General features: G+C 76.1%; 13 protein-coding genes. 8 read left to right on the plus strand and 5 right to left on the minus strand.

Translation table 11 applies throughout. From position 1 onward, the window contains the following. The first annotated feature begins 94 nt into the window (after positions 1–94). The 3 genes from GEV43_RS39495 (at position 95) to GEV43_RS39505 (ending at position 7,013) form a co-directional block, all read left to right on the plus strand. Positions 95–1,450, plus strand: a complete 1,356-nt coding sequence (locus GEV43_RS39495) for a M28 family peptidase (protein WP_160825730.1) — start codon at positions 95–97, stop codon at positions 1,448–1,450. Between the two features lie 242 nt (positions 1,451–1,692). Beyond that, positions 1,693–5,730 (plus strand): Pls/PosA family non-ribosomal peptide synthetase, encoded by a 4,038-nt coding sequence (locus GEV43_RS39500; protein WP_241684211.1) that lies wholly within the window; start codon positions 1,693–1,695, stop codon positions 5,728–5,730. Continuing rightward, positions 5,727–7,013, plus strand: coding sequence for a M1 family metallopeptidase (locus tag GEV43_RS39505; RefSeq protein ID WP_160825731.1), 1,287 nt, complete (start codon positions 5,727–5,729; stop codon positions 7,011–7,013). The genes GEV43_RS39500 and GEV43_RS39505 overlap by 4 nt, the downstream gene beginning before the upstream one ends. A 24-nt stretch (positions 7,014–7,037) precedes the next feature. Here GEV43_RS39505 and GEV43_RS39510 read toward each other — a convergent pair whose 3' ends face one another. The 4 genes from GEV43_RS39510 to GEV43_RS39520 form a co-directional block, all read right to left on the minus strand. Next, positions 7,038–7,976, minus strand: coding sequence for a helix-turn-helix domain-containing protein (locus tag GEV43_RS39510; RefSeq protein WP_175251002.1), 939 nt, complete (start codon positions 7,974–7,976; stop codon positions 7,038–7,040). Between the two features lie 170 nt (positions 7,977–8,146). Next, a complete protein-coding gene (locus GEV43_RS55540; protein ID WP_206681589.1) occupies positions 8,147–8,749 on the minus strand; it encodes a proprotein convertase P-domain-containing protein in 603 nt (200 codons plus the stop codon). Continuing rightward, positions 8,746–9,072: a hypothetical protein gene (locus GEV43_RS48610; protein ID WP_206681590.1), complete on the minus strand. Its 327-nt coding sequence runs from the start codon at positions 9,070–9,072 to the stop codon at positions 8,746–8,748. Before GEV43_RS48610 ends, GEV43_RS55540 begins: the two co-directional genes overlap by 4 nt. Further along, positions 9,069–9,536 carry a hypothetical protein gene (locus GEV43_RS39520; RefSeq protein ID WP_160825733.1) on the minus strand — a complete coding sequence of 156 codons (468 nt, stop codon included), beginning with the start codon at positions 9,534–9,536 and terminating at the stop codon, positions 9,069–9,071. Before GEV43_RS39520 ends, GEV43_RS48610 begins: the two co-directional genes overlap by 4 nt. 361 nt (positions 9,537–9,897) lie before the next feature. Between GEV43_RS39520 and GEV43_RS39525 the strand changes: the two genes are divergently transcribed. Further along, a complete protein-coding gene (locus GEV43_RS39525; protein ID WP_160825734.1) occupies positions 9,898–12,012 on the plus strand; it encodes an AAA family ATPase in 2,115 nt (704 codons plus the stop codon). Positions 12,013–12,020: 8 nt separating this feature from the next. Continuing rightward, positions 12,021–12,917, plus strand: coding sequence for a DNA-3-methyladenine glycosylase (locus GEV43_RS39530; RefSeq protein ID WP_160825735.1), 897 nt, complete (start codon positions 12,021–12,023; stop codon positions 12,915–12,917). A gap of 64 nt (positions 12,918–12,981) precedes the next feature. Here the strand turns inward: GEV43_RS39530 and GEV43_RS39535 are convergent, their stop codons facing one another. Beyond that, entirely contained in the window at positions 12,982–13,542 is a 561-nt protein-coding gene (locus GEV43_RS39535; RefSeq protein ID WP_160825736.1) for a TetR/AcrR family transcriptional regulator, read from the minus strand. A 238-nt stretch (positions 13,543–13,780) separates the two neighbouring features. Here GEV43_RS39535 and GEV43_RS39540 point away from each other — a divergent pair, with 238 nt between their 5' ends. From GEV43_RS39540 to GEV43_RS39550, 3 genes are all read left to right on the plus strand, one after another. Continuing rightward, positions 13,781–14,974 (plus strand): acyl-CoA dehydrogenase family protein, encoded by a 1,194-nt coding sequence (locus GEV43_RS39540; RefSeq protein ID WP_160825737.1) that lies wholly within the window; start codon positions 13,781–13,783, stop codon positions 14,972–14,974. Continuing rightward, positions 14,971–16,053: an acyl-CoA dehydrogenase family protein gene (locus GEV43_RS39545; protein ID WP_160825738.1), complete on the plus strand. Its 1,083-nt coding sequence runs from the start codon at positions 14,971–14,973 to the stop codon at positions 16,051–16,053. The genes GEV43_RS39540 and GEV43_RS39545 overlap by 4 nt, the downstream gene beginning before the upstream one ends. A 664-nt stretch (positions 16,054–16,717) precedes the next feature. Beyond that, the gene (locus tag GEV43_RS39550) at positions 16,718–18,160 is read left to right on the plus strand and encodes a nucleobase:cation symporter-2 family protein (protein WP_160825739.1); all 1,443 of its coding nucleotides are present in this window, start codon (positions 16,718–16,720) and stop codon (positions 18,158–18,160) included. Positions 18,161–18,162 lie beyond the last annotated feature (2 nt).

The raw sequence follows: 18,162 nt of genomic DNA on the forward strand, positions 1-18,162 counted from the left end.
CTGATCTCCGTCGCAGCGGCCGGCGCCGACCGCCGGCCCGCGATCCGGGCGGGCGCGCGGCGCGGCCGGCTGCCCTCCCTCCCGAGGAGACGCCATGTCCGAGCTCAAGCGCCGCGAGCTGATGGCGGGGGCCGCGGCCCTCGCCGGGTTCGCCTCCGTCGCCGCCCTCCCCGGGACCGCCGCCGCGGCGTCCCGGCACCGCCCCGGCGCGGCCTCCGCCCCGTCCCTCGGCCCCGGCGACAAGGCCGTCGCCGCCAAGGTCGACGCCCGCCGCGCGCTGCGGCACCTGCGCGTCCTCAGCGACGACATCGGCTGGCGCGTCGCCGGCACCCGCCGCGAGCACCGCGCCGCCCGCCACATCGCCGAAGAACTGCGCGACCTCGGCTACAAGGTCGAGCTCCAGCCGTTCCCGGTCCCCGACAAGAACCTCGCCGAGCTGCGCGCGAACGGCGCGCACTGGCAGAGCGCCGCCGCGTGGAACGGCGGCCTCGGCCGCGCCAAGGGCGACCTCGCCGACCTCGGCGACGCCACCGAGGCCACCTCCGACCTCACCGGCAGGATCGCCCTGTTCACCCGCGTCCTCGGCAAGGAGCAGGACCAGGCGCGGTCGGCCGCCGCCAAGGGCGCGCGCGCCGTCCTCATCGCCAACGTCCGCTCGACCACCTACCCCGAGCGCAAGGCCGCCAGCTTCGCCCCGGTGCTCGCCGAGGCCGTCGCGGTCCCCGTCCTCGGCATCGCCGAGTACCACGGCGAACGGCTCCGCGCCGGCGTGCGCAGGCTGTCGCTGGAGGTCACCCGGCACACCGGCCTGACCTCGCACAACGTCATCGCCGAACGGCGGGCCACGCTGCCGAACCCCGGCCGCAAGGCCGTCATCGTCAGCGCCCACTACGACAGCGTCCCCGGCTCGCCGGGCGGCAACGACGACGGCAGCGGCACCGCCCTCTGCCTCGAACTCGCCCGCGCGATGCGCCGCCTGCCCACCCGGCAGGACCTGCGGTTCTGCCTGTGGGGGGCCGAGGAGCTCGGCCTCGTCGGCGCCCGCCACTACGTCGAGCAGCTCGACGACGCGGCGGCGGCCCGCATCAGCGGCTGCTTCCAGAACGACATGGTCGCCACCAGCCACCCGCCGGCGGGCACGTACTGGCTGCTGTCGGTGGACGGCAACGCCAACACCACGACCACCGCGATCGCCGCCGCCGCCGAACGGCTCGGCTACACCGGCCAGACCAAGGGCCCGGTCGCGCGCGGCTCCAGCGACCACGAGGCGTTCCACGAGCGCGGCATCGCCGCCGGCAACTTCAGCTGGCGCGGCGGCGAGGCCCCGAGCCAGCTCGAACCCGTCTACCACACCCCCGAGGACACCGTGGACGGCAACATCAGCCTCAAGCGCCTCCAGGTGTCCCTCGAACTCATCGGCTGCGCCGCGTACGACGTGGCCCGGCACTGACCCCCGCGCACCGCACCGGGCGCGTTCTTCTTCGTCGGGTAAGGTGTCCGGCTTAGCGGAGAACGCGCCCTTGCCGACGCCCACCAGGCGTCCAGGAGCGCGGCCCGCGGGACCGGGACGGTCCCAGGCGGCGCGCACGGTGCGCAGCCGCGGCGGCAGGCGGCATCGGGCCCCGGGTGGTACGGGGCGGGCACGAGCGATGCGGCGCGACGAGTCCGCCTTTCGCCGGACACCGGGGAGCATTGCGTCCACTACTGGCCGACGCCGCCGAGCACGCCGCCGACGCGGCCGAGCACGCCGTCACCGACGCGGTCGGACAGGCCGTCACCGAGGCCGGACACACCGCCGCGATCGCCGGGACCGCGCGGCGCGCGGTGTTCCGCGCGGGCCGCGCCGCGCCCGCCGCACGCACCCTGCTGGACGTGCTCGAAGCGACGGCGCTCCGGCACCCCCACGCGCCCGCGCTCGACGACGGCGCGTCCCGGCTCGACTACGACTCCCTGCGCGCCGAAGCCGGACGGCTCGCCGAGGACCTGGAGCGGGCCGGCATCGGGCGCGGCGACCGCGTCGGCGTCCGGGTCCCGTCCGGCACCGCCGACCTCTACATCGCGATCCTCGGCGTCCTCACCGCGGGCGCCGCGTACGTCCCGGTCGACGCCGACGACCCCGACGAGCGCGCCGACCTGGTCTTCGGCGAGGCGGGCGTGTGCGCGGTCATCGGCGAGGGCCGCGCGATCGACCCGCGCGGCGCCCCCGCGGGGCGCGCCGGGCGGCCGGAGCCGGACGACGACGCGTGGATCATCTTCACGTCCGGGTCCACCGGCCGGCCCAAGGGCGTCGCGGTCACGCACCGCAGCGCCGCCGCGTTCGCGGACGCCGAGGCGCGGCTGTTCCCCGCCGGGCCGTCCGACCGCGTCCTCGCCGGACTGTCGGTCGCGTTCGACGCGTCCTGCGAGGAGATGTGGCTCGCCTGGCGGCACGGCGCCTGCCTGGTGCCCGCGCCGCGCGCGCTCGTCCGCACCGGCGTGGACCTCGGTCCGTGGCTCGCCGACCGCGGCATCACGGTCGTGTCGACCGTCCCGACGCTCGCGGCGCTCTGGCCGGTCGAGACCCTCGACGGGATCCGCCTGCTGATCTTCGGCGGGGAGGCGTGCCCGCCCGAGCTGGCCGCCCGCCTCGCCACCCCCGGCCGCCGGGTCTGGAACACCTACGGGCCCACCGAGGCCACCGTCGTCGCGTGCGCGGCCCCGCTCGGCGGCGACGGGCCCGTCCGCATCGGCCTGCCGCTCGACGGCTGGGACCTCGCCGTCGTGGACGCGGCGGGCGAGCCCGTCGCGCTCGGCGGGACCGGCGAGCTGGTCATCGGCGGCGTCGGCCTCGCCCGCTACCTCGACCTCGCCAAGGACGCCGAGAAGTACGCGCCGCTGCCGTCCCTCGGCTGGGACCGCGCCTACCGCAGCGGCGACCTCGTCCGCGCCGACCCCGAGGGCCTGGTCTTCCTCGGCCGCGCCGACGAGCAGGTCAAGCTCGGCGGGCGCCGCATCGAGCTCGGCGAGGTCGACGCGGCGCTCCAGGCGCTGCCCGGCGTCGGCGGGGCCGCCGCGGCCGTCCGGACGACCGCGTCCGGGCACCAGCTCCTCGTCGGCTACCTCGTCGCGGGCGACGGCTACGACGAGGCCGCGGCCCGCGAACGGCTCGCGGAGGCCCTGCCCGCCTCCCTCGTCCCGCGCCTCGCGCTCGTGGGCACCCTGCCGACCCGTACGTCCGGCAAGGTCGACCGCGACGCGCTGCCCTGGCCGCTGCCCGGCCCGCCGGGCTCCGTCGCGGACGGCGGCGGCGCGCCGCTGACGGCCGCCGAGGAGTGGCTCGCCGGATGCTGGGCCGACGTCCTCGGCGAGGCCCCGGACGGCCCGGACGCCGACTTCTTCGCCCTCGGCGGGAGCAGCCTCGGCGCCGCGCGGCTGGTGTCGGCGCTGCGCCCCCGCCATCCGTCCGTCGCGGTCGGCGACGTCTACGAGCATCCGACGCTGCGCGCCCTCGCCGCCCACCTCGGCGAGGCGGAAGCGCCCGCGACCGCCGGGAGCGCCGAGCCCGGACGGGCCGTCGCGCCCGTGCCGAGGCGCGCCGCGCTCGCCCAGACGCTCCTGATGGTCCCGCTGCTGACCCTCGGCGCGTTCCGCAGGCTCACCGCGCTCGCCGCGTTCACCAACCTCGCCGGGGTCCCGTGGGCGCCGCACGTGTCGTGGTGGCTCGTGCTCGCGGGCGCGCTGCTGTTCGTCGCGCCGCCCGGCCGGATGCTCCTCGCCGCGACCGGCGCGCGGCTGCTGCTGCGCGGGCTGCGGCCCGGCGCGTACCCGCGGGGCGGCTCGGCGCACCTGCGGCTCTGGACGGCCGAGCAGCTCGCCGAACGGCTCGGCGCCGCCGAACTGTCGGGCGCCCCCTGGTTCGCCCTCTACGCGCGGGCGCTCGGCGCGCGGATCGGCCCCGACGTCGACCTGCACTCCGTGCCGCCCGTGACCGGGATGCTCCGCCTCGGCCGCGAGGCCGCCGTCGAGCCCGAGGTGGACCTCAGCGGCCACTGGCTGGACGGCGACGTGCTGCACATCGGCGAGGTCCGGATCGGCGCGGGCGCGACCGTCGGCGCCCGCGCGATCCTGTTCCCCGGCGCCCGCGTCGGCAAGAACGCGCAGGTCGCGCCGGGCGCCGCCGTCACCGGCCGGGTCCCCGCCGGGCAGCGCTGGGCCGGCGCGCCCGCCGTCCGCAAGGGCCCCGTCCGCAAGGGGCCCCTCCGCAAGGACGGGACGCGCCGCGACCCCGAGCCCGCCCGGCCGCCGCGCAAGCGCCGCTGGACCGTCGCGTACGGGGCGTCCGCCCTCGCGCTCGGGCTGTTCCCGCTCGCCGCCGCGCTGCCCGGCCTCGCCGTCCTCGCGGCGTTCGTCCGCGGCTCGGCCACGCTCGGCGAGGCGCTGGCCGCCGCGCTGCTCGGCGTCCCGCTCGCCACCCTCGCCGCCATGGCGTCGTTCGCCCTCGCGACGCTCGCCGCCGTACGGCTCCTCGGCGTCGGCCTGGAGGAGGGCGACCACCCGGTGCACGGCCGGCAGGCGTGGCAGGCGTGGACGACGAGCCGCCTCATGGGGATGGCCCGCGTCTGGCTGTTCCCGCTGTACGCGAGCATCCTCACGCCCGCGTGGCTGCGGGCGCTCGGCATGAGGGTCGGGCGCGACGTCGAGCTGTCCACCGTCCTCGCGCTGCCCACCATGACCGCCGTCGCCGACGGCGCGTTCCTCGCCGACGACACCATGGTCGCCCCGTACGAGCTCGGCGGCGGCCGGATGCGCGTCGCGCGCGCCCGCATCGGCAAGCGCGCGTTCCTCGGCAACTCCGGGATGGCCGGGCCCGGCCGCAAGGTCCCGAAGGGCGGGCTGATCGGCGTGCTGTCGGCCGCGCCGAAGAAGGCGAAGGCCGGCGCGTCCTACCTCGGGATGCCGCCCGTCCGGCTCCGCCGCGCGGCCGGGACCGGCGACCGGTCCCGCACCTACCGGCCGCCGCGCCGCCTCAAGGCGGCCCGCGCCGCCGTCGAGGCGTGCCGGATCGTGCCCGCCATGGGCACCGTCGCGGTCGGCGTCCTCGCCGTCGCCGCGCTGGAGCGGCTCGCCGCGTCGTTCGGCGTGGCCGCCGCCGTGCTGCTCGCGGGCGCCGTCTCGGCCTGCGCCGGGCTGCTCGCCGCCCTCACCGCGACGGCGGCCAAGTGGGCGCTCCTCGGCCGGATCACCCCCGGCGAACGGCCGCTGTGGAGCTCGTTCGTCTGGCGCAACGAGCTGGCCGACAACTTCGTCGAGGTGCTCGCCGCGCCCTGGTTCGCCGAGCCGTGGCTCGGCACCGCGCCGCTCAACCTCTGGCTGCGCTCGCTCGGCTCCCGCGTCGGGCGCGGCGTGTGGTGCGCCACCTACTGGCTGCCCGAGGCCGACCTCGTCCGGCTCGGCGACGGCGCGACCGTCAACCGCGGCTGCGTCCTCCAGACCCACCTGTTCCACGACCGGATCATGAGCATCGACGCGGTCGTGCTGGAACGGGGCGCGACGCTAGGCTCGAACGGGGTCGTCCTGCCCGCGGCCACGGTCGGGGCGGACGCCACGGTCGGACCCGCGTCCCTGGTGACGCGCGGCGAGCAGCTGCCCGCCGGCACCCGGTGGCTCGGCAACCCGATCGCGGCGTGGGCCCCCGCACCCCCCGCCCGCCGCGAGACCCGGAGGACCCGACCGGCCGTGAACACACCATGAGCGAACGGGACGGCTACTTTCCCGGGCACGGCGAGGACGGCTACCGCGCCGAGACCTACGACCTGGCCCTGGAGTACCGCGTCGGCCCCAACCGGCTGGCCGGCACCGCCCGCGTCGACGCCGTCGCCGACCGCCGCCTCGACCGGTTCGCGCTCGACCTCGGGCCGTTCCGCGTCGCCCGCGTCCTGGTCGACGGACGCCCCGCGCGGTTCCGGCACCGGCACGGCAAGCTGACCGTGGCCCCCGCCGCGCCCGTACGGCAGGACGACCCGTTCACCGTGGAGGTCCGCTACTCCGGCAACCCGCGGCCGGTGTCCAGCCCGTGGGGCGGGCTCGGCTGGGAGCAGCTCACCGACGGGTCGCTCGTCGCCGCGCAGCCGACCGGCGCGCCGTCCTGGTTCCCCTGCAACGACCGCGCCGACCACAAGTCCCGCTACCGGATCGCCGTGACGACCGCGTCGGCCTACCACGTCGCGGCCAACGGGCGGCTGCTCGACCGCGCCGCCACCGGCGCGACCACCACCTGGCGGTACGCGCAGGACGAGCCGATGGCGCCGTACCTGGCGAGCGTCCAGATCGGCCGCTACGCCCGCACCGACCTCGCCGGGCCCGTCCCGCAGCGGCTGCTGTACCCGGCCGGGGCCGAGGAGTCCGTCCGGTACGACTTCGGCCGCCAGGACCGGATGCTCGCCGCGTTCGCCGACCTGTTCGGGCCGTACCCGTTCGGGGCCTACACCGTCGTCGTCACCGCCGACGACCTGGAGATCCCCGTCGAGGCGCAGGGCATGTCGGTCTTCGGCGCCAACCACGTGGACGGCCGCCGCGGGGAGGAGCGGCTCGTCGCGCACGAGCTCGCCCACCAGTGGTTCGGCAACAGCCTCACCCTCGCGCGGTGGCGCGACATCTGGCTGCACGAGGGCTTCGCGTCGTACGCCGAGTGGCTGTGGTCGGAGGCGTCCGGCGGCGAGCCTGCCGCCGGGCACGCGCGCCGCTGGCACGCGCGCCTCGCCGGCCAGGACCAGGACCTCGTGCTCGCCGACCCCGGCGCCCGCGGCGTCTTCGACGACCGCGTCTACAAGCGCGGCGCCGTCGCCCTGCACGCGCTGCGCACCGTCCTCGGCGACGCCAGGTTCTTCCCGATGCTGCGGGAGTGGACGGCCGAGCACCGGCACGGCACCGTCACCACCGAGGAGTTCACCGCGCACGCGGCGCGCTCCGGCCCCGGCCTGGACGCGTTCTTCGACGCCTGGCTCTACCGGCCGGCGCTCCCCGACCTGCCGTGACGCGGCGCGCCGCGGGCGCGCGGGTCAGTCCCACTCCCAGCGGATGCCGTGCACGCCGGGGCGCAGGTCCACGTCCGCCATGTGGACGGTGTGCCAGCCGGTGAGCCGCAGCTCCTGCACGTCGCTCGCCGGGGTCGACACGTTCGGCTGCCAGTCGCGGTAGCAGCGCGCCGGCAGCGCCGCCGGGTCGAAGTGCACCTGGAGGACGAACTCGCGCACCGGGAACCGGAACCACCGCCGGTACGTCGAGCTGAGCGGCCCGTGCTCCTCGTGCCCGAACTCGTACTCCACGACGTACGTCTCGCCGCGCTCCAGGGACCGTTCGAACAGCAGCTCCGCCGCCGACACGCCCGACCCGGGGTCGGTGCGCATCCGGCCCACCCGGCAGTACGCCGTCTGGGCCAGGTCGGCGAGCCGGCCGCGCTCGTTGTAGTGCACGGCCACGTGCCGGTCCACGCCGTCCGCGCGGGCGCGCAGGACGAGCCGCGTGTGGATGCCGCGCTCCTCCCGGTCGGGCCCGACGAACATCCGCTCGTGGCAGCTCAGCCATTCGAGCTGCCCGTCGCTCGGCGGCGCGATCTGGCCGAGCAGCCGGTCGACGCTGCCCGACACCTCGCACAGGTCCCGGTAGGGGAGCGCCCCGGGGACGTGCCGCACCCAGCGCCCGCGCGGCCTCGGCGGGCCGAGCCGGGTCACGAGCGAGTCCTGCGGCACGTTGAGGATCTGCTCCAGCGCGCGGACGGCGTGCAGCGACTGGGAACGTTCCGGGCGGCACCGGCCGCGCTGCCAGTTGCTGAGGCTGGCCAGGCTGACGCGGATGCCGCGGTCGGCGAGCCGCGCGTGCAGCCGCTCCAGGCTGAGGCCGCGCGCGCGGATCGCGCCGCGCAGCGCCTCGTCGAACGAGCTCGCGGTCGGCGCCTCGGCACGGGCGGCCGGGGCCTCGGTACGGATGGTCGATGTCATCTGCGGGGGCCTCCTGACATCGTTCGGCCCCGCGCCGCCGCGGGGTCGGCGGCCACGGGTGATCACGAAAGTACCCGCGCGCCCGGGGTCCGTCGAGACCCCGGGCGCGCCGGGGCCCGCACGCGCGGGGGCAGGGCGGGCGTGCGGGCCCGGTCCGTCGCCGGGCGCGGTCAGAAGGTGAGGCTCCAGGCGTCGATGTAGCCGCTGTCGTTCACGTCCAGGTCGCGCACGCGCAGCTTCCACACGCCGTTCGCCGTCTCCGAGGAGGCGTCCACGGTGTCGGTCTCGTGGATGACGTCCGCGTCGTCGTCGGGATCGCCGTCGCGCAGCCGGTAGGCGCGCCCGCTCGGCCCGATCAGGTCGATCTCCAGGTCGCCGCGCCAGGTGTGGTGGACGTCCTGGAACACCGAGAGCGCCGATGGGGCGTTGCCGGGGACGCCGGTGACGGTGATGGACGACTCGACCGTGCCCTGGTCCGGGATCGTGACGTCCGCGTCGTTCTGGAACGTGCGGCCCGGGTCGCCGCCGCCCCCGTAGTTGATCAGGCGGCAGCAGTCGTCGCGGTAGATCCGGGTGGTCCCGCGCTGGGCGTAGCCCTGGTACGCCGACGCGCCCTCGTACCAGGTCCACCCGCCGATGGTCTTGCCCTGCACCGCGACCGGGGTGCCGCCGTCCGAGCCGCTCCACAGCGTCCAGTGCGTGTGGTCGCCGTTCGCCGACCCGCCGCAGGGGAGCTGGGTGTCGATGCGCCCGAGGTACTCGCCGAGCTTCACCGCGCTGCCCCGGCCTTCGCGGTGGTGTCGCGCAGGTGGTAGTAGCCGGTGGTGTACCCGTTGTCGTGCATGACGGTGATGTACGGCCAGCGCCCGCCGCTCGTGCAGTGCCGGTACATCGTGCCCGCGCGGGACGCGAGCACGTTCCCGTCGCCGCCGAAGAAGTCGATCGAGTTGTACGGGCGGGACTGGCCGCTGTTGCCGTGCACGCCCCAGTGGCCCCAGCCCGTCCCCTGCTTCCACGGCAGCGACAGGCCGGTGTCGGCGGCGAGGGGCCGCGCGGCCGCGGTCCGGGCGAACGGGGCCCGCTCGGCCCGCTTCACCACCGACTCCGGCGCGTCGTGCGACAGGAGGCGAACTCCGGCGTGCCCTGGAGGCCCGCCTTCCACGCGCCGCCGTCGAGCCGCGCGACGAACAGCGCGGTCACGGGCGAGGCGTCCACGCCGTCCGGGATCAGGAAGACCGCGCTGCCGAACGTCCAGGCCCGGTCCGGCGACCAGCGCTGCGGCTCGACGAGCGTCCGCAGCGCCGCCGAGGCGGGCAGGCCGTACGAGGCGCGGGCGCGGGCGCCGAGCCGGCGCTCCAGCCGGACCGAGACCGTCCGCTCCAATCCCTCCTGGGACGCCGGGTCCACGGCCCGCGCCTCGCTCGCCTCGCTCGTCGCGTTCGCCGCGAGGGCCGTGCGCGGGATGGCCGCGCCCGCCGACGGGGGAACGGCCGAGAGGGCGGTCACCGTCGCCGCCGCCGTGCCGAGGGCCACCAGGGCGGCCCGCGTTCGTCTGTTCACGGTCGTGCTCCTTCGCTCGGGGGAGGGCGGCGCTCCCCCGAACGCGCCGCTGCGGGAGGTAGCGTGCGCCGGGCGGCGGAGGCGGGCAACAGCGCGAACGGGCCGGGCCGGAAAACCCTGGAAACGGGGGTCTAGAAACTGAACTTCCAGTGCGGCCGGATGTGGCCACGGCCGTTTAGCGCCTGGTCCGCGACGTTCCCGTCCGCGCCGTTCACGGCGGCGAAAGGGCAGGCCGGGAGCCCGGTTGAATCTTTAGACCGGGCCCGCCGCGGCGGCGGACCGTGATCGTCCGGCCACGGGAGCGAGTAAGCTCGTGGGTTTCGCCTCGAAGCCACGCACTCTCGCCGGGAGGTCTGCTCGCATGCCCACCGCCGAACCCCGGACCGGAACCGGGACCGAGACCCCGTCCGAGCCCGACCCGGACCCCGACCCCGACCCCGAGACCGCCGCCGAGACCGCCGAGACCGCCGCCGAGACCGCCGCCGGATCCGAGCTCGCCGCCGAGCAGACCCACCTCGCCGAGTCGCGCGCCGCGCTGCGCCGGATGCGCGAGCACGCGGCGGGGCTGTCGGCCGACGTCGCCGCCGACTGGGTCTCCAAGCAGTTCCTCGAATCGCTGCTCGACCAGCGGGTCGCGGCGCTCGCCGACCACCCCGGCACGCCGCTGTTCTTCGGCCGGATGGACCACGACGGCACCGGCCCCGCCACGCTCGACCTGCCCCCGACGATGTACGTCGGGCGCCGCCACGTCCACGACGGCGACCAGGGCCGGCCGCTCGTGCTGGACTGGCGCGCCCCCGTCTCGCGGGCGTTCTACCAGGCCGGGCCCGCCGACCCGATGGGCTGGCGGCGCCGGCGGCGGTTCGGGTTCCAGGGCGGCGAGCTGACCGCGTTCGAGGACGAGCCGCTCGACGGCCGCGCGCTCGGCCCGTCCGCGATCCTCACCGAGGAGATCGAACGGCCACGCACCGGCCCGATGCGCGACATCGTCGCCACCATCCAGCCCGAGCAGGACGTGATCGTCCGCGCCGACCTGCCCTGCACCGTCTGCGTGCAGGGCGCGCCCGGCACCGGCAAGACCGCCGTCGGGCTGCACCGCGCCGCCTACCTGCTGTTCACCCACCGGGAACGGCTCGCCCGCTCCGGCGTCCTGATCGTCGGCCCCAACCGGGCGTTCCTCGCCTACATCTCCGCCGTGCTGCCCGCGCTCGGCGAGGTCCGCGTCGACCAGGCCACCATCGAGGACCTCCTCGGCGCCCCGGACGCGGCCGAGCCCGCGGCCGTCGGCGCGCTGAAGGGCGACGCGCGGATGGCCGAGGTGCTGCGCAGGGCGCTGTGGCGGCAGATCGCCAAGCCCGAGGAGGGCCTGGTCGTCACCCGGGGCGCCTCGCGGTACCGGCTCGCCGACCACGAGGTCCGGGAGATCGCGGCGGCGCTGCGCGGCACGGTCCGCTACGCCAACGGGCGCGCCTCGTTCGCCCAGCGGCTCGCGCACCAGATCCTGGTCCGCATGGAGCAGCGCGGCGAGGCCCCCGACGACCGGGTGCAGGACCAGGTCGCCCGGTCCAGGCCCGTCAAGGCGCTGCTCGACCGGGTCTGGCCCAAGGTCACCGCCGAGCAGGTGCTGTTCAGGCTTCTGTCGGACGCCGAGCTGATGCGGGCCGCGGCCAAGGGCGTCCTGGACGAGGACGAGCAGGCCGCGATCATGTGGGCCAAGCCCTTCCGCTCGTTCCGCTCGGCCAGGTGGACGCTCGCCGACCGGGCCCTGCTCGACGAGCTGAACGACCTCATCGAGCGCACGCCCTCGCTCGGCCACCTCGTCGTGGACGAGGCGCAGGACCTGTCGGCGATGCAGCTGCGCGCCCTCGGCCGCCGCTGCGCGACCGGCTCGGCGACCGTCCTCGGCGACCTGGCCCAGGGCACCACGCCCTGGTCGGCCCGGTCCTGGACGGAGGTGCTCGGCCACCTCGGGCAGGACGGCGAGGTCACCGAGCTGACCCTCGGCTTCCGCGTCCCGGGGCCGGTGCTCGACTACGCCGCGCGGCTCCTCCCGCACGTCGCGCCCGAGCTGGAGGCCCCGCGCTCGCTGCGCGCCGGGTCGGACGCCCTGACCGTGCGGCGCGTCCCCGACCTGGCGGAGGCCGTCGCCGCCGCCGCGCGCGACGCGCTCGCCCGGCCCGGCTCGGTCGGGCTGATCGTCCCGGACGCCGACGCCGCCGCCTGCGCGGAGGCGCTGTCGGCCGCGGGGCTCGCGCCCGAGGTGCTCGGCCCCGAGTCCGACGGCGCGGGACGGCTGCTGGTCGTCCCGGCGACGCTGGCCAAGGGCCTGGAGTACGACCATGTGATCGTCGCGGAGCCCGCCGCCATCGCCGCCGCGGAGGCGCGCGGGCTGGCCCGGTTGTACGTGGTCCTGACCAGGGCCGTAACCTCGCTGACCGTGCTGCACACCACCGACCTGCCCGCCGAGCTCGCGTAGGAGGACCCATGACCGCGGCCGAGGCGTCGTTCGCCGAGCCTCTCGTCCTGTCCGCGACCGCGCCGTTCGACTTCGGCGCCTCGCTGCGGTTCGTGCACGGCTTCCCCCCGACCGCCGGGGAGCAGGCCGTCGCCGGGCAGACCCTCACCAGGGCGCTGCGCGTCGCGGGCCGCACCGTCGTCGCCAGGCTCGCCGCCGGCGGCGAGGGCCTCGCCTGCACGCTGCACTCCACCGAGCCCCTCGAACCGGACATCGTCGAGGCCGCCGCCGACCGGCTGTCGTTCTACCTCAGCCTGGACGACGACCTGCGCCCGTTCTACGAGATCGGCCGGGAGGACCCCGCGTTCGCCCCGGTCGTCGACCGGCTGCACGGCTACCACCAGGTCAAGTTCCCCACGCCGCTGGAGAACGTGGTGTGGGCGATCCTCTCGCAGCGGACGGTCACGACCCGCGCGGCGACGGAGAAGCGCGCCCTCGCCGAGGAGTTCGGCGACCGGCTCGCGCTCGGCGGCGAGGAATACACCGCGTTCCCCGACGCCGAGCAGCTCGCCTCGCTGCCGCCCGGCCGGATGGCCGAGCTGGTCGGCAACCAGCGCAAGGGCCGCTACCTGCACGGCGCCGTCCGCGCCTGGCTGGACCTGGACGAGGAGTTCCTGAGGCACGGCCCGTACGCGCAGGTCAAGGACCTGCTGCTCGGCCTGCCCGGCGTCGGGCCGTGGTCGGCGACGTTCGTGCTGATCCGGGGGCTCGGACGCACCGAGGAGATCCCGGTGGAGAAGGGGCTGCGCGCCGCCGCGTCCCGCGCGTACGGGCGGGACCTCGCGGACGCCGACCTCCAGAAGATCGCCGACGGGTACGGCCCGTGGCAGGGCTACTGGGCCCACTACCTGCGCGTCTGGGCCTGACCGGGCCCCGCGCGGGCGATGCCGGACGGTCGCGCCGTACGTGCCGTACGTGCCGGGCGGGCGGTCAGCGGGGCCTGAGGCCGTCGAAGACGATCTCCAGGGCGCGGCCGTCGCCGCCGTGGCCCGCCGCGTGCGACATGCCCGCGAGCAGCGCGAGCACCTCGGCCAGCGTCACGTCGGCACGGACCGCGCCCGCGGCCTGCGCGCGTTCCAGCAGCGTGCCGAGGGCGCGCTTCAGCGCCGCGCCGGCCTCGCCGGTCGCCTGCCGCGGGTCGATGCCCGCGTCGGCGAGCGCGCCGGACAGCGCGTTCTTGGTCGCGGCCCGTTCGACCACGCGGGTGAAGAACCCGAAGAACGCCGCGCCGGGGTCGTCGTGCTCGATCCGGGCGCGGGCCTCGCGCGCGTGGTCCTCCAGCAGCGCGACCAGCACCGCCTCCAGCAGGGCCTCCTTGGTCGGGAAGTGCCGGAACACCGTCCCGGCCCCGACCCCCGCCCGCCGCGCGACCTCCTCGGTGGACGCGGACGGCCCCCGCTCGGCGAAGACGGCCCCCGCCGCCTCCAGCACCTTCGCGCGGTTGCGGGCGGCGTCCGCGCGCAGCGGCCTCCCCGGCGTGGCTGCCGTCATCTGTCCTCCGTGGAGAGTGGGCCGGTCGTACCGCGTTCCGCGTTCCGGCGGGACACGCCGCCGAATGATTCGGAGTGTTCGCTCCGATTCTAGCCGCAGCGGGCGCCCCGCCGGGCGGAGGGCCGTGTTGACGCGCTCGCGAGCGCGTTTCTAGGGTGGGGAGCACATACCGACCGGTTTGGTATGTCCCGTTCCCGGCGGCTTCGCCGCCCTCTCACCCCGCGCGGAGGTCCGCCCCGTGACCACAGCACCGCCCGACGCCGACGAGCTGCGCAGGCGGGTCGGCGAGTTCCTCGCCGCACACGATCCCGCCGCCACCGGACGGACCGAGTTCCTGCACGCGAGGTTCGACGCCGGGCTGGCCTGGGTGCACTACCCCGAGGGGCTCGGCGGGCTCGGCGCTCCGCGGGCGCTCCAGCGCGAGGTGGACGCGCTGTTCGCCGAGGCGGGCGCGCCCTCCAACCACCCGGAGCGCAACGCCATCGGGCTCGGCATGGCCGCGCCGACGATCCTGGCGTTCGGCACCGCGGAGCAGAAGGAGCGCTTCCTGCGCCCGCTGTGGTGCGGCGAGGAGATCTGGTGCCAGCTGTTCAGCGAGCCGGGCGCCGGGTCCGACCTCGCCGCGCTCGGCACCCGCGCCGTCCCCGACGGCGACGGCTGGACCGTCAACGGCCAGAAGGTGTGGACGTCCATGGCCCACGAGGCCCGCTGGGCGATCCTGGTGACCCGCACCGACCCCGCCGTGCCGAAGCACCGCGGCATGACCTACTTCGTGTGCGACATGACCGCGCCCGGCGTCGAGGTCCGGCCGCTGCGCCAGATCACCGGCGAGGCCGAGTTCAACGAGGTGTTCCTCACCGACGTGCGGATCCCCGACGAGCACCGCCTCGGCGGGGTCGGGGACGGCTGGCGGGTCGCCACCACGACCCTGATGAACGAGCGCGTCGCGATCGGCGGCGCGGCGGCCCCGCGCGAGAGCGGCATGATCGGCGTGGTCGCCGGGCTCTGGCGCGACCGCCCCGAGGTGCGCTCCCCGGGCCACCACGACACGCTGATGCGGCTGTGGGTCGAGAGCGAGGCGGCCCGCCTCACCGGCGAACGGCTCCGCCAGCAGCTCACCGCGGGCGAGCCGGGCCCCGAGGGGTCGGCGGCCAAGCTCGCGTTCGCCAAGCTCAACCAGGAGATCTCCGGCCTGGAGCTGGAACTGCTCGGCGACGACGGCCTGCGCTACGACGACTGGACGATGCGCCGCCCGTCCGAGGTCGACTTCACCCGCCGCTCGCCCGGCTACCGCTACCTGCGAGCCAAGGGCAACTCGATCGAGGGCGGCACGTCGGAGATCCTGCGCAACATCGTCGCCGAACGCGTGCTGGGCCTGCCCGGCGAGATCCGGGTCGACAAGGACGTGCCGTGGAAGGACCTGCCCAAGTGAGCGACCTGCTGTACAGCGAGATCGAGAACGACCTGCGCTCCGGCGTCCGCGAGGTCCTGGGCGACAAGGCGCCGTGGACGGACGTGCTCGCCGGGACCGAGAAGGACGAGCCGTACGACGCCGCCCTCTGGGACGCCGTCGCCGCGCGGCTCGGCTGCGCCGGGCTGCCCGTCCCCGAGGAGCTCGGCGGGGCGGGCGCGACGTGGCGCGAGACCGCCGTCGTCATGGAGGAGCTCGGCCGCGCGGTCGCGCCCGTCCCGTTCCTCACCAGCTCCGTGCTCGCGACCGCGGCGCTGCTCGCGGCGGGGGAGCGCGAGCTGCTCGCCGAGCTGGCGTCCGGCAACCGCGTCGCCGTCCTCGCCGTGCCGTTCGGCACCGCCCCCGGCGCGGCGGCGCCGACCGTGCGGGCCGAGGACGGGCGGCTCACCGGGGAGGTCAGGAGCGTCGCCGACGGGGCCGCCGCCGACGTCCTGCTCGTCCCGGCGGGCGGCGGGCTGTACGCGGTGGACGCCGCCGACGCCGCCCGTACCCCCGTGACCTCGCTCGACATGACGCGGCGGCTCAGCGACATCGCCTTCGCCGGCGCGCCCGCGTGGCCGATCGCGGAGGGGGACGGGCCCGTCGGGGCGGCCCTCACGGCGGGCGCCGCGATGCTCGCCTCCGAGCAGCTCGGGCTCGCCGAGCAGTGCCTCGCCACGACCGTCGAGTACCTCAAGACCCGCTACCAGTTCGGCCGTCCGGTCGGCTCGTACCAGGGGCTCAAGCACCGGCTCGCGGACCTGTGGACGTCGATCACCCAGGCCCGCGCGGTCGCCCGCCACGCCGCGTCCTGCCTGGCCGCGAACGATCCGGACCTCCCGGTCGCGGTCGCCGTCGCGCAGGCGCACTGCTCGGCCGTCGCGGTGCGCGCCGCCGAGGAGTGCGTCCAGATGCACGGCGGGATCGGGTTCACGTGGGAGCACCCGGCGCACCTGTACCTCAAGCGCGCCAAGAGCGCCTCGATCGCGCTCGGCACGCCCGACCGGCACCGCGCCGCCCTCGCCGCGATCGTGGACCTGCCCCCGCCTGACCCCGCCTGATCCGAACCGGCTGAACCGGTCGAACCGGCCGGACGAGCCGAACCGGCCGGACGAGCCGGACCGGTCGGACGGGCCGGACCGGTCGGACGGGCCGGACCGGTCGGACGGGCCGGACGAGAGAAGCGGTCGCCGAGCGCACGTTCTCGGCGGCCGCTTCGCCGTTCCCGCCCGCCCCTCGGAGCCCGTCCGGCCCCCGGCCTCGCGCCGCGTTCCCGGCCGAGCCCACCGGCACGGGATTCGCTGCGCCAGGCGGGCGGGCCGGGACGGGCCGTGGCGGGCCGGACGCGACGTTCCGAGGGGGCGGGGATTGACGACGGTGGCCCGGAAGGGGATTGACGGGCGTTCTGACGTCCACGTTGGGTGAGTCGTGGTGACGCCGCCGGGCGCGTTGACGGGGACCTCCAAGACGGTGATCGCCGCGAGCGGCCGGTTTGTGCGGGCGTCCACTAGGACGCCGGATCGTCCCTTGCTGTACTGGCGCCAACGTCGTCCCGAACGGAGCCCTTCCGCGGCTCCCATAGGCGATTCCGTTGCAATCCGCAAGACCGCTCGGGGGTTGTGGCTCGGTTCACATTACATGCAATGTGTGGGTGTTCCGGGGCCACACGGACATAGCGGACGGATGGCATCTCCCGCGCGTGCCGCGGGAGAGGAGGGAGACAGCATGTCCTCGATCCGCAACCGACCTCCCGGAACACCCGACGCCGTGGACGCCGTGCCGCGGCTGCGCACGCTCGTGCCGCTCAGCGTCCAGCACGTCCTCATCGCCTACTCGGGCATGGTCACGGTCCCGCTGCTCATCGGCTCGGGGCTCGGCCTGTCCGGCGACCGGATCGCCGCCCTGATCACCGCCAACCTGTTCGTCAGCGGCGTCGCCACGCTGCTCCAGACGATCGGGATCTGGAAGGTCGGCGTCCGGCTGCCGATCGTGATGGGCTCGACGTTCACCGGCATCGGCCCGGCCATCATCGTCGGCAAGGACGGCGGGCTGCCCGCGGTGTTCGGCGCGACCCTCGTCGCGGGCGCGCTGACCTTCCTCGCCGCGCCCTACTTCAGCCGGCTGCTGCGGTTCTTCCCGCCGCTGGTCACCGGCGCCATCATCGCGATCATCGGGTTCAGCCTGGTGCCCTCGACCGCCTCGCTGATCGCGGGGCCCGACCCGCAGGCCCCCGGCTACGGGGCGGTGCGCGACATCGGCCTCGCCGCCGGGACGATCGCGTTCATCCTCCTGGTCGAACGGTTCGCGCCGCCGTTCCTGGCGCGCGTCGCCGTGCTGCTCGCGCTCATCGGCGGGACGCTCGTCGCGGTCGCCATGGGCATCACCGACTTCGGCGGCGTCGGCGAGGCCGACCTGGTGGGGTTCGTCGCGCCGTTCGACTTCGGCGCCCCGACGTTCATGCTGTCGGCGATCCTGCCGATGGTGATCGTGCAGCTCGTCAACATGGTCGAGTCGGCCGGCGACACCCTCGCCATGGGGCAGATCGCCGGGCGCGAGGTCGGGCCGCCGGAGGTCGCGCGGGCGCTGCGCGCCGACGGCGCCGCGACGGCCCTCGCGGGCGCGTTCAACTCCTTCACCATCGTGACGTTCGGCGAGAACGTCGGCCTGGTCAGCATGACCAAGGTGCTCAGCCGCTGGGTCGTCGCCGGGTCCGGCCTGATCCTCGTCGTGCTCGGCCTCGCGCCGAAGCTCGGCGCGGTCGTCGCCGCGCTGCCCGGCCCGGTGCTCGGCGGCGTCGGCGTCGTGATGTTCGGGATGGTCGGCGCGGTCGGGCTGCGGATCCTCGCCCAGGCCGACCTCGCCGACTCGCGCAACATGCTCGTCGTGTCGCTGTCGTTCGGCCTCGGGTTCATGCCGGTCGGCGCGCCGCACGTGTACGACAGGTTCCCCCAGTTCGCGCAGACGATCCTCGGCAGCGGCATCGCCGCCGGGGGCATCGCCGCGTTCCTGCTCAACCTCCTGCTGAACGAGACCCGGCGCGACCGCGCGTCGGGACCCACCGCCGCCGGAGAGCCCGGCGGAGAGCCCGCCGGGGTCGCGGGCCCGAGCGGGCCGCCGGGCCGCGGCCCGCGCCCGAGACCGCCTGACCAGCCGCCCGAGAGGACGTAGAA

The sequence above is a fragment of the Actinomadura sp. J1-007 genome, assembly GCF_009793335.1.
GTDB lineage: Bacteria > Actinomycetota > Actinomycetes > Streptosporangiales > Streptosporangiaceae > Spirillospora > Spirillospora yumaensis.

Bases quoted from the DNA above. Each gene is read 5' to 3' on its own strand.
- GEV43_RS39495 (WP_160825730.1), top strand. From the start codon at position 95: ATGTCCGAGCTCAAGCGCCGCGAGCTGATGGCGGGGGCCGCGGCCCTC.
- GEV43_RS39505 (WP_160825731.1), top strand. From the start codon at position 5,727: ATGAGCGAACGGGACGGCTACTTTCCCGGGCACGGCGAGGACGGCTAC.
- GEV43_RS39510 (WP_175251002.1), bottom strand. From the start codon at position 7,976: ATGACATCGACCATCCGTACCGAGGCCCCGGCCGCCCGTGCCGAGGCG.
- GEV43_RS39525 (WP_160825734.1), top strand. From the start codon at position 9,898: ATGCCCACCGCCGAACCCCGGACCGGAACCGGGACCGAGACCCCGTCC.
- GEV43_RS39530 (WP_160825735.1), top strand. From the start codon at position 12,021: ATGACCGCGGCCGAGGCGTCGTTCGCCGAGCCTCTCGTCCTGTCCGCG.
- GEV43_RS39535 (WP_160825736.1), bottom strand. From the start codon at position 13,542: ATGACGGCAGCCACGCCGGGGAGGCCGCTGCGCGCGGACGCCGCCCGC.
- GEV43_RS39550 (WP_160825739.1), top strand. From the start codon at position 16,718: ATGTCCTCGATCCGCAACCGACCTCCCGGAACACCCGACGCCGTGGAC.